This is a genomic window from Caldovatus aquaticus, from assembly GCF_019458025.1.
Lineage (GTDB): Bacteria > Pseudomonadota > Alphaproteobacteria > Acetobacterales > Acetobacteraceae > Caldovatus > Caldovatus aquaticus.
The window spans coordinates 1-9,978 of sequence record NZ_JAHZUY010000087.1 but is presented as its reverse complement, the minus strand read 5'-3'; the positions used below and the strand labels follow the sequence as shown (position 1 = coordinate 9,978).

9 protein-coding genes and 1 tRNA gene are annotated in these 9,978 nt (G+C 75.5%); 2 read left to right on the top strand and 8 right to left on the bottom strand.

Features of this window, described 5'->3' with window-relative positions:
- Positions 1 to 123: 123 nt before the first annotated feature.
- From metG to K1J50_RS17715, 7 genes are all read right to left on the bottom strand, one after another.
- Entirely contained in the window at positions 124 to 1,665 is a 1,542-nt protein-coding gene (gene metG, locus K1J50_RS17745; protein WP_220119090.1) for a methionine--tRNA ligase, read from the bottom strand.
- 40 nt (positions 1,666 to 1,705) lie between these two features.
- A complete protein-coding gene (locus K1J50_RS17740) occupies positions 1,706 to 2,737 on the bottom strand; it encodes a DNA polymerase III subunit delta' (protein WP_220119089.1) in 1,032 nt (343 codons plus the stop codon).
- Complete coding sequence (gene tmk, locus K1J50_RS17735; protein WP_220119088.1) at positions 2,734 to 3,381, bottom strand: dTMP kinase; 648 nt, start codon at positions 3,379 to 3,381, stop codon at positions 2,734 to 2,736. Before tmk ends, K1J50_RS17740 begins: the two co-directional genes overlap by 4 nt.
- Before the next feature lie 168 nt (positions 3,382 to 3,549).
- A complete protein-coding gene (locus K1J50_RS17730; RefSeq protein WP_369413641.1) occupies positions 3,550 to 4,599 on the bottom strand; it encodes a sodium:calcium antiporter in 1,050 nt (349 codons plus the stop codon).
- 78 nt (positions 4,600 to 4,677) lie between these two features.
- A complete protein-coding gene (locus K1J50_RS17725; RefSeq protein ID WP_255575428.1) occupies positions 4,678 to 6,015 on the bottom strand; it encodes a D-alanyl-D-alanine carboxypeptidase family protein in 1,338 nt (445 codons plus the stop codon).
- On the bottom strand, positions 6,012 to 6,989 hold the full coding sequence (locus tag K1J50_RS17720; RefSeq protein WP_220119087.1) for an RlpA-like double-psi beta-barrel domain-containing protein: 978 nt from the start codon (positions 6,987 to 6,989) through the stop codon (positions 6,012 to 6,014). The genes K1J50_RS17725 and K1J50_RS17720 overlap by 4 nt, the downstream gene beginning before the upstream one ends.
- The gene (locus tag K1J50_RS17715) at positions 6,986 to 8,008 is read right to left on the bottom strand and encodes a lytic murein transglycosylase (RefSeq protein WP_220119086.1); all 1,023 of its coding nucleotides are present in this window, start codon (positions 8,006 to 8,008) and stop codon (positions 6,986 to 6,988) included. The genes K1J50_RS17720 and K1J50_RS17715 overlap by 4 nt, the downstream gene beginning before the upstream one ends.
- A gap of 154 nt (positions 8,009 to 8,162) precedes the next feature.
- Between K1J50_RS17715 and K1J50_RS17710 the strand changes: the two genes are divergently transcribed.
- A complete protein-coding gene (locus K1J50_RS17710; RefSeq protein WP_220119085.1) occupies positions 8,163 to 9,575 on the top strand; it encodes an MmgE/PrpD family protein in 1,413 nt (470 codons plus the stop codon).
- Positions 9,576 to 9,605: 30 nt separating this feature from the next.
- A tRNA-Ser gene (locus tag K1J50_RS17705) sits at positions 9,606 to 9,695 on the top strand.
- Between the two features lie 166 nt (positions 9,696 to 9,861).
- Here the strand turns inward: K1J50_RS17705 and K1J50_RS17700 are convergent.
- A partial coding sequence (locus tag K1J50_RS17700; RefSeq protein WP_369413499.1) for a transposase occupies positions 9,862 to 9,978 on the bottom strand: 117 nt, incomplete at its 5' end.

Here is a 9,978-nt window from a genome sequence, read left to right as displayed (position 1 = left end):
ATGCTTCAATCGCCTCAAGCATTTCCGCCGCATCGCCACACGCTTCGACAAGCTCGCACGCAACTACCTCTCCACCGTCGCCCTCGCCGCCATCCGGCTGTGGACACGGTTTGAGTCCAGGACCTAGGCGGGTTGGTCCTGGATCTTCCGGAACAGCGGCGCGGGCGGCGGCAGGACGAGGCCGCCGGGGAGCGGCGCGGCGAGCGCGGCGAGCGTCCGCGCCTCCGGCGGGACGCCGAGCTGGTCCAGCATGCGCGCCATGGAGTCGGGCATGAAGGGCTGCAGCACGGTGGCGATCACGCGCATCGCGTCGTGCAGGGTGCGCAGCACCGCGGCCATGCGCGCGGGGTCGCTCCTGCGCAGCGCCCAGGGCTTCTCGCGGTCGATCCAGGCGTTGCACAGGCGCACCACCGCCCAGACCTGCTCCAGCGCCTCGTGGAAGGCCTGGCGGTCGAGCAGGGCGCGCAGCCTGCCGGGCAGCGCGGCGGCGGCGTCGAGCAGCTCGCGGTCGGAGCCGGTGGGCGGCGCGCGCTCCGGCAGCCGGGCGTCGCAGTGGCGCTGGATCAGGCTCAGCGTGCGCTGGGCGAGGTTGCCGAGGTCGTTGGCGAGCTCGTTGTTGAGGCGCGCGATCAGGGCGCGGCGGGAGAAGTCGCCGTCCTGGCCGAAGGGCACCTCGCGCAGCAGGAAGAAGCGCACCGGGTCGAGGCCGTAGGTCTCGATCAGCGCCAGCGGATCGATGACGTTGCCGAGCGACTTCGAGATCTTCTGCCCCTCGTTGGTCCACCAGCCGTGGGCGAAGACGCGCCGCGGCGGCTCGAGCCCCGCCGCCATCAGGAAGGCCGGCCAGTAGACGGCATGGAAGCGCAGGATGTCCTTGCCGACGAAATGCACGTCCGCCGGCCAGAAGCGCCAGCGCGGCGCGCCCGTGTCCGGGTAGCCGACGGCGGTGATGTAGTTGGTCAGCGCGTCCAGCCAGACGTACATCACGTGCCCCGGATCGCCCGGCACCGGCACCCCCCAGCGGAAGCTGGTGCGGCTGATCGAGAGGTCCTGCAGGCCCGCCCTGACGAAGCTGATCACCTCGTTGCGCCGGCCGGCGGGAAGGACGAAGTCCGGGTTCTCCTCGTAGAGCTTCAGCAGCCGCTCGCCCCAGGCGGAGAGGCGGAAGAAGTAGGAGGGCTCCCGCACCCACTCGACCGGCGCGCCGGAGGGGGCGTATTTGCGGCCGTCGCGCTCGACGAGCTCGTCCTCGCCGTAGAAGGCCTCGTCGCGCACCGCGTACCAGCCCTCGTAGTGGCCGAGGTAGATCTCGCCGCGGCGGACGAGCTCCTGCCACAGCGCCGTGCAGGCGCGCTTGTGGCGCTCCTCGGTGGTGCGGATGAAGTCGTCGTTGGAGAAGTTCATCCGCCGCGCCAGCTCGCGGAAGTGCTCGCTCACCTGGTCGGTGAAGGCCTGCGGGTCCATGCCCGCCTCCTGCGCCGCCTTCTCGACCTTCTGCCCGTGCTCGTCGGTGCCGGTGAGGAAGAACACCTCGTGCCCGTCGAGCCGGTGCCAGCGCGCCAGCACGTCGGCGGCGAGGCTCGTGTAGGCGTGGCCGATGTGCGGCCGGTCGTTCACGTAGTAGATCGGGGTCGTGAGGTAGATGCGCCGGGCGCCCTCGGCCATCGGTCTGGCCCTTCGGTTGATGGGTCGGTCGGAGCCGCGCTCAGCGGCCGGGGGCGGAAAGCCAGCCCAGCCCCGTCAGGACCGCCTGCCGGCGGTCGAGATTGAGCGCGTCCGTCTCCGCCGCGAGGCGGCCGAGCCTATCCCACAGCGCGGACCACTCGGCAAGCGGACGGCCGGCGAGCCAGGCAGGCGCGGCGGCCGGGTCGCGCGCCGCCTGGCGGACGGCGGCCGCGATCGCCCGGCGCAGCAGGGCGAAGAAGGCGAGGAAGGCCGTGGCGTCGCTGCCGCCGGCGAGCCGGTCGGCGAGGGCGTGCGCCTGGCGCGGATCGGGGCGGGCGAGGCCGCCGAGCACCTCCTCCACCAGGGCCTGCAGCTCGAGCCCGCCCTCCTCGGCGAGCGCCAGCGCCCGGCCCGGCGCGCCGCCGGCGAGGCGCGCGAGCGCCTGGCGCTCGCCCGCGGGCATCTCCGGCAGCCAGCGCGCGAGCAGCGGCAGCAGCGCGGCATCCTCCAGCGGGAAGAGATCGAGGCGGCGGCAGCGGCTGCGGATCGTCGGCAGCAACCGCCCCGGGGCGGCGGTGACGACAAGCAGCACGGCGCGCGGCGGCGGCTCCTCGAGGATCTTGAGAAGGGCGTTGGCGGCCGGCGCGGCCATGGTCTCCGCCCCGTCGATCACGACCACCCGCCAGCCGCCCTCGGCGGCGGTGAGCGCCATGAAGGCGGGGATCAGCCGCGCCGCGTCCACGTTGATCACGTCCGCCCGCTTGCGGCTGCCCTGCAGGGTGCCGGGCTCGATCGTCAGCAGATCGGCGTGGGCGCCGGCGGCGACCCGGCGGAACACCGGATGGGCGGGATCGAGGGCGAGCGGGGCATCGCCGGGCGCAGGCGGCTGCCCGGCCAGCAGCCAGCGCGCGAAGCGGTAGGCAAGCGTCGCCTTGCCGATGCCGGGCGGGCCGGCGAGCAGCCAGGCGTGGTGCAGGCGGCCGGAGCGCGCCGCCTCGGCGAGCGCCCGGGCGGCGTGGTCGTGGCCGACCAGTTCGGGGTTGGCGCGCGGCTCGGGCGGCAGGCCGTTCATGGCAGCGGGGCGCCGAGACGGGCGCGGACCAGGGCGAGCAGCTCGGCGGTGACGGCCTCCGCCGGACGGGCGGCGTCCACCAGCACGCAGCGCTCCGGCTCGGCCGCGGCGATGGCGCGGAAGCCCGCGCGGATGCGGGCGTGAAAGGCGGGGCCGAGGCGCTCGTAGCGGGTGGCGGCCTCGCCGCGGCCTGCCACGCGGGCCATGCCGAGCTCGGGCGGGAGGTCGAGGATCAGGGTGAGGTCGGGGACGAGGCCCTCGAGCGTCAGCGCCGCCAGCGCATCGAAGGCGGCGCGCGGCAGGCCCTGGCCGTAGCCCTGGTAGGCGAGGGTGGAATCGGCGAAGCGGTCGCACACCACCCACATCCCGGCGGCGAGCGCGGGGCGGAGGGTGCGCAGCACGTGCTCGCGGCGGGCGGCGAAATGGAGCATCGCCTCGGCCGTCGGGTCCCAGGCCGTGACGCCGCCGAGCAGCAGGGCACGGATCGCCTCGGCGCCGGGCGCGCCGCCGGGCTCGCGGGTGCGGAGCACCGGCAGGCCGGCGGCGGCGAGCGCGGCGGCCAGGCGGCGGGCCTGGGTGGACTTGCCCGCCCCCTCGCCGCCCTCCAGCGTGATGAAACGCCCCCGCTCGCCCGCGCCGTCCATGCGTCTGGTGTGGCGGCAGGATCCGGCGCGGTCAAACGGCGCGGCCCGCCCGGACCGCGCGCGGCTTGCCGGGCCGACCGCGCCGGCGCCGCTTCCGCCCGGCCGCGCCGGCCGCGCCCGCCGCGCCGGCCCGCGCTTCGGGCCGGTTCCGGCCGCCCGCGATCCGCCCTAGCGCCGTGCGTAGAGCAGCGCGAGCCCGGCGGCGAAGATCAGCAGCACGGCGAGGGAGTCGTAGCCCATCCGCAGCACCGTCGGGTTCCGGCGCTCCAGCAGCCCGATCAGGTACACCCCGCTCAGCGCCGCGCCGAGCAGGGCCGAGAGCGTCTCGAAGGCGCCGAGCTGGTCGAGCACGGGCCCGCCGGCGTAGATCGCGTCGGCCAGCAGGATCATCGAGAGGTTGACGAAGATCGAGCCGAGCACGTCGCCGAACGCCATCTCGTAGCGGCGGATGCGCAGCGCGGCGACGACGGTGCTGAACTCGGGCTGGCTGGTCGCGGCACTGATTAGCGCGAAGCCCGTCATGCTGCTGCCGAGGCCGGTCTGCGCCGCGAGCGCGTCTCCCGTCTGCGAGAGGGTGTAGCCGGCGGCGACGAGCAGCGCCGCCGCGGCCGCGGCCCGTGCGAGCAGCGCCGCGAGCGGGGCCTGCGGACCGGCGTCCTCGGCCTCCTCCGCCGCGGTCCCGGCCGCGCCGTGATCCCTCGCGAGCCAGGGCGCCCGCCGGTCGTAGCCGGCGGCGAGCCAGAAGCCGGCGACGGCCAGGGCGCAGATGGCGATCGCCCAGGCTCCGACCGCGCCGAACAGGAGCACGTCGCCCGCCGTGATCGCCATGGCGACCACGACCAGCATCAGCATGGCCAGCGCCGCCATCATCAGGGTCGAGGGCTTGGCGATCACCGAGGTCACGGCGTCCCGCCCGGTGAGCGCGTCCGCGACCGCGAGCTGCACGAGCACGAGCGCGGACGCGCCCAGGAGGTTGTTGATCGCGAGCTTGGGATGGTCGAACGCCGCGGCGGTGACCACGTTCGCGATCTCCGGCAGGGAGGTGACGCTGCCGAGGAACAGCATGCCGGCGAAGGCGCGGCTCATGCCGGTCCGCGCGGCGATGGCGTCGAGCGAGCGCGTGAGCCGCGTCCCCGCGCCCCAGACCACCGCCGCGGCAGCCAGGAACAGGAGCGCGTTGAGCCAGAGCGGATAACTCGTGGCCGCCGAAAGGGGCACCGGACCCGCCTCAGCGGCCGGGCGGCGCGCGCCGGCCGGACGCCGCCGCGCCGGGGCGCTGCCGCGCGGCCACGCGGCTCAGGCCCCGAACATCCAATGCCCGATCACCGCCGGGATGCGCGGCACCAGGCCGAGGCGGGGCACGTCCGCGCCGGCGATCAGCGGCAGCGACATGGGCGGGACGCCCTGGCCCGAGACCTCGAGCCGGCCGAGCTCCTGGCCCTTCGCCACCGGCGCCGGGATCGGCGCCTCGTACCGCACCCGGACCTGCAGGTTCCGCCGCCACTGGCGCGGCAGGGTCAGCACCATGTCGCGGCCGCCGACCAGCGGCACGGTCCGGCGCTCGCCGAGCCAGACCGGCGCCTCCTCCACCGTGTCGGCGGCGCGGAACAGCACGACGTTCTCGAACTCGCGGAAGCCCCATTCCATCAGCCGCTCCGTCTCCTCGGTGCGCGCGCGCATCGAGGGGAGGCCGTTGACGACGAGGATCAGCCGCCGCTCGCCGCGCCTGGCGCTGCCGGTAAGCCCGTAGCCCGCCTCCTCGGTGTGGCCGGTCTTGAGGCCGTCCGCGCCCGCGACGCGGGCGAGCAGCGGGTTGCGGTTGTCCTGGCTGATGCCGTTGTAGGTGAAGCTGCGCTCGTTGTAGTAGTGGTAGTATTCGGGGAAGTCGGTGATGATGCGGCGCGCCACGATCGTGAGGTCGCGCGCCGTCATGCGGTGCTCCGGATCGGGCCAGCCGGTCGCGTTGCGGAAGGTGCTGCCCCGCAGCCCCATGCGCCGGCCGTATTCGTTCATCAGGTCGGCGAACTGCTGCTCCGAGCCGCTGATCGCCTCGGCGAAGACGACGCAGGCGTCGTTGCCGGACTGCACGACGACGCCGCGCACCAGGTCCTCGACCTTCACCGACGCGCCGACCTGGACGAACATCTTCGAGCCGCCCATGCGCCAGGCGCGCTCGCTCACCGGCAGCTCCTGGTCGAGGCGCAGGCGGCCCTGCTTCAGCATGTCGAAGACGACGTACATGGTCATCAGCTTCGACATCGAGCTCGGCGGCATCCGCTCGTCGGCGTTCTTCTCGAGCAGCACCGCGCCGGTGTCGAAGTCCACCAGGATCGCCTGGCGCGCCAGGGTGTCCACGCTGCCAAGCGGCGTGCTGGCGGGCGTGCCCTGCGGCCCCTGCGGCGCGCCGGCGCGTCCCGCGCGGCCGCCGCCGGCCTGCCGGCGCTGCTGCTGCGCGGCGGCATCTGAGAGCGGTGCGAGCACGGCGCCGCCGGCGAGGATCGCGGCGGCGCCGCCAAGCAGGAAGCGGCGGGCGAACATGCGGAACTCCCCCTCATCCGGGACGCCGCCCGAACCGCGGCGCCGCGCCTCGCCGCCGGGCGGCGTGCGCGGCGCCGCCCCCGCGGTGGTCGTCATCGGGCGGCGTCGTCCACCAGGATGCGTGCCTCGGATACGCCGGAGGCGAATGCCTGCTCAAGCGTCCGGTCGGCCTCCGCCACGCCGGGGAGCGGACCGATCCGCACGCGGAATTGCTGCCGGCGCCCCTGGCCGGCGGCCTCGACGCGCGCGCCGAGCCGGGCGAGGCGAAGGGCCTGCTGCGCGGCGAACTCGCGACGGGAGAAGGTTCCGGTCTCGATGAACAGGCGGCCGGGCGCGGGCGGCCCCTGCTCGACCCGCTCGGGGAAGGCCGGCGGCGGCGCGGGGGCGGCGGGCGCAGGCCCGGTCGCCGCCGGCGGTGCGGGAGCCGCCTCCCGATTCGCCGGCGCGGGCGCGGCGCGGGCGCCGGGCGGCGGCGGCAGCGCCTCGGCGGAGACGGCGGCGCGCGGCGCGGCGGCGACCACGAGCGGCCGCTCGGCGCCGGCCGCCGGCGCATCGGCGCGCTCGCCGCCGCGCGGCGCGCGCAGGGCGGCGGCGAGGGCCAGGCTCTCCTCGGGCGCCACGGCGAGGCGGACCTGGGCGGTCCCGCCGGGCGGGATGCCGAGCAGCTCCGCCGCCCGGCGCGAGAGCTCGATCACCCGGCCGGGATGGGCCGGGCCGCGGTCGTTGGCGCGCAGCAGCAGGCTGCGGCCGTTCTCGAGATTGGTCACGCGCAGCGCGACGGGAAGCTGGAGGGTGCGATGGGCGGCGGAGGCGCGGCCGGGATCGTGGATCTCGCCGTTGGCGGTGACGCGCCCGGGGCGCGTGTCCGCCGCGACGGCGGCGAGGCCGGTCTCGGCCAGGGCGAAGTCCTCGCGCGGGTAGTACCAGACGCCGCCGAGCGCGTAGGGCGCGCCGAGATGGTAGCGCGGCGCCGGCGCGGGCGCGGCGCAGCCCGCGGCGAGCAGGACGAGCGCCAGCGCGGCGGCGCCCCCCGGCGCCCCGAGGCGCGGCGCGCGGGGCGCACTGCTCACGCGATGCGGTCCGCGAGCAGCCCGACCGCCAGGCCGTAGTTCACCGGCGGATTGTAGCGGCGGATCACGCGCAGATTGTGGTGGCCGAGGAAGACCTGGCCGTTGCCGCGGCTGGGCAGGACGATCGCGGCCTCGAGCTCGGCCGGCGCGAGCGGCCTGCCGTCGGCGCGGCGGAAGCCCATGCGGGCGAAGTCGCGCAGCGGGCGGCGGGTCTCGGTGTCGGCCTGCTCCGGCGAGAAGCCGGGCGGCGGGACGACCTCCTGGCCCCAGGGCTCGCCCTCGCGCCAGCCGTGGCGGCGGAAGTAGTGGGCGATCGAGGCGAGCGCGTCGGCCCGGCTGTCCCAGATGTCGCGGCGGCCGTCGCCGTCGAAGTCCACCGCCATGCGCTCGAAGTTCGACGGCATGAACTGCGGCTGGCCCATCGCGCCGGCCCAGGAGCCCTTCATGCGCTCGGGGCGCACGTGGCCCTGGTCGAGGATGCGCAGCGCGGCGAGCAGCTCCTGGCGGAAGTAGCCGGCGCGGCGGCCCTCCCAGGCGAGGGTGGCGAGCGCCTCGACGACGTCGAAGCCGCCGGTGTTGCCGCCGTAGTTCGTCTCGACCCCCCAGATCGCCACCACGACACGCGGGTCCACGCGGTACTCGCCGGCGATGCGGCGCAGCAGGGCGGCGTTCTCGGCGTAGTGCCGGCGCCCGTTCTGGATGCGCGCGGGGGTGAGCATGATGCGGTCGCGGTATTCCTCCCAGCTCAGCACGACGTCGGGCTGGCGGCGGTCCAGCTCGATCACGCGCGGATTGGGGCGGAGGCCGGCGAAGGCACGGTCCAGCGTGGCCTCCGAGACCCCGGCGCGGCGCGCCTCGGCGCGCACGCCGGCGAGGAAGTCCTCGAAGCGCCGCGCCGCGACGGGGTCGGGCCGCGGCGCCTCGCCGGCGGGGACCGGCGGGGCGGCGGGAGGCGCGGCGGCGCAGCCGGCGACGAGGCCGCCGAGGCCGGTGAGGAGGAGGGTGCGCCGTGTCGGCATGGCGCGAGAGGTGCCACGGGTGGTCGGCAACCGCAACGCGATGCGGGTCTCGTTCCGCCGGCGGCGCGACCGGCCGGCGGCCCGCGCCCGGTCCGGCTTCCGCGGCGGCGGGCCGGTGGTAATCTGGCGCCCCCTTCGGAAGGGACTGCCCGCCATGGCCGCCACCGCCGCGCCCGTCACCCGCGAACTCGCCGCCTTCACGGCCGGCATCCGGCACGACCGGCTGCCGCCGGAGGTGCGCGAGCGCACGCGGTTCCTGCTGCTCGACCTGGTGGGCAACATCGTGCGCGGACGCCACGATGCGGAGAGCACGCCGCCGCTGCTCGCCGCGGTGCGGGCGCTCGGGCTCGGCGCGGGCTCCGCGGCGGTGTTCGGCGACGCGGCGCGCTACACCCCGGCAGGGGCGGCGCTGCTGAACGGCGCGCTCGCGCACAGCCTCGACTTCGACGACACTCATGCGGCGGGCAGCCTGCATCCGGGCGCGCCGGTGATCCCGGCCGCGCTCGCCGCCGCCGAGATGGCGGGGGCGGACGGGCGGACGGTACTCGCCGCGATCGTCGCCGGCTACGAGGTGACCTGCCGCCTGGCGCTGGCGCTGCCGGCGGGCGACCACTACGACCGCGGCTACCACCCGACCGCGACCTGCGGCGCCTTCGGCGCGGCCGCGGCGGCGGCGCGGGTGTTCGGGCTGGACGCGGAGCGGGTGGCGGACGCCTTCGGCATCGCGCTTTCCCAGGCGGCGGGCTCGCTGCAGTTCCTCGCCAACGGCGCCTGGACCAAGCGCTTCCAGGTCGGGTGGAGCGCGACGAACGGCCTCGCCGCGGCGACGCTGGCGCGCGAGGGCTTCCGCGGCGCCGCCGAGGCGCTCGAGGGCAAGGCCGGCTTCCTGCGCACCTACGCGCCGAACCCGGTGCCGGAGCGGGCGCTGCAGGGGCTCGGCGCCGAATGGGAGCTGATGAACACGGCGGTGAAGCCCTACCCCTCCTGCCGCTACGGCCATGCGAGCGTGGATGCCGCCCTCGCCCTGCGCGCCGAGCACGGGCTGCAGGCGGAGGAGATCGAGGCGGTGACGATCGGCCTGCCGGCCAAGGGGATGCTGCTGATCGGCGCGCCGCTCGACTACAAGCGCGATCCGCAGAACGTGGTGGACGGGCAGTTCAGCGGGCCGTTCGTCGTCGCCTGCGCCCTCGCCCGCGGGCATTTCGGCTGGGACAGCTACGCCTGGCTGAAGGACGCCGACATCCGCCGCCTCATGGCGCTGACGACCTGCGAGCAGGACCCGGAGATCGAGGCGGAGTTCCCGGCGAACATGGCGGGCAAGGTGACGCTGCGCGCCCGCGGGCGGGTGTTCACGCGCAAGGTGGTGGTGCCGAAGGGCGAGCCGGCCAATTTCCTCACCGAGGCGGAGCTGCGGGCGAAGTTCCACGGGCTGTGCGACGCGGTGCTCGGGCGCGAGCGTGCGGCGCAGCTCGCCGACGCGGTGCTGGGGCTGGAGGGTGCCGCGGACGTGAACGGGACGATGCGCCTCGGCGCGCCGCTGATGGCGGCGCGGCTGGCGGGCGAGTGAGGGGCGCCGCGCGCGGCGGACGCGCCCTCGGGATGGGTGGCCGAGTGGCTTAAGGCTCCGGTCTTGAAAACCGGCGTGGGCGCGAGCCCACCGTGGGTTCGAATCCCACCCCATCCGCCATAGACCAAATAAATCAACGACCTACGCGACTGCCTCCGGAAAATCCCACCAATGATCCCACCGCGCGCCGCGCGCCGGCCGGCGCCGGAGGGAGACAACAGGCAACCTCGGGTGGCAGGCATGGCGCCCTCGGCCCGGTGGCGGGGTGATGCCACCCTAGGGCCTGTTAGAGCTTGAGCCAATCGGCTGTAGCGGCGAGGCAGAGGACGCCGAGAAAGGAACGGGCGGTCTTTTCATAGCGGGTGGCAACCGCACGCCACTCTTTCGGGCGTGCCCACAGGTT

Excerpts from the sequence above, each read along its gene's own strand:
- metG (WP_220119090.1), bottom strand. The coding sequence starts at position 1,665 with ATGGCCGAGGGCGCCCGGCGCATCTACCTCACGACCCCGATCTACTAC.
- K1J50_RS17740 (WP_220119089.1), bottom strand. The coding sequence starts at position 2,737 with ATGAACGGCCTGCCGCCCGAGCCGCGCGCCAACCCCGAACTGGTCGGC.
- tmk (WP_220119088.1), bottom strand. The coding sequence starts at position 3,381 with ATGGACGGCGCGGGCGAGCGGGGGCGTTTCATCACGCTGGAGGGCGGC.
- K1J50_RS17725 (WP_255575428.1), bottom strand. The coding sequence starts at position 6,015 with ATGACGACCACCGCGGGGGCGGCGCCGCGCACGCCGCCCGGCGGCGAG.
- K1J50_RS17715 (WP_220119086.1), bottom strand. The coding sequence starts at position 8,008 with ATGCCGACACGGCGCACCCTCCTCCTCACCGGCCTCGGCGGCCTCGTC.
- K1J50_RS17710 (WP_220119085.1), top strand. The coding sequence starts at position 8,163 with ATGGCCGCCACCGCCGCGCCCGTCACCCGCGAACTCGCCGCCTTCACG.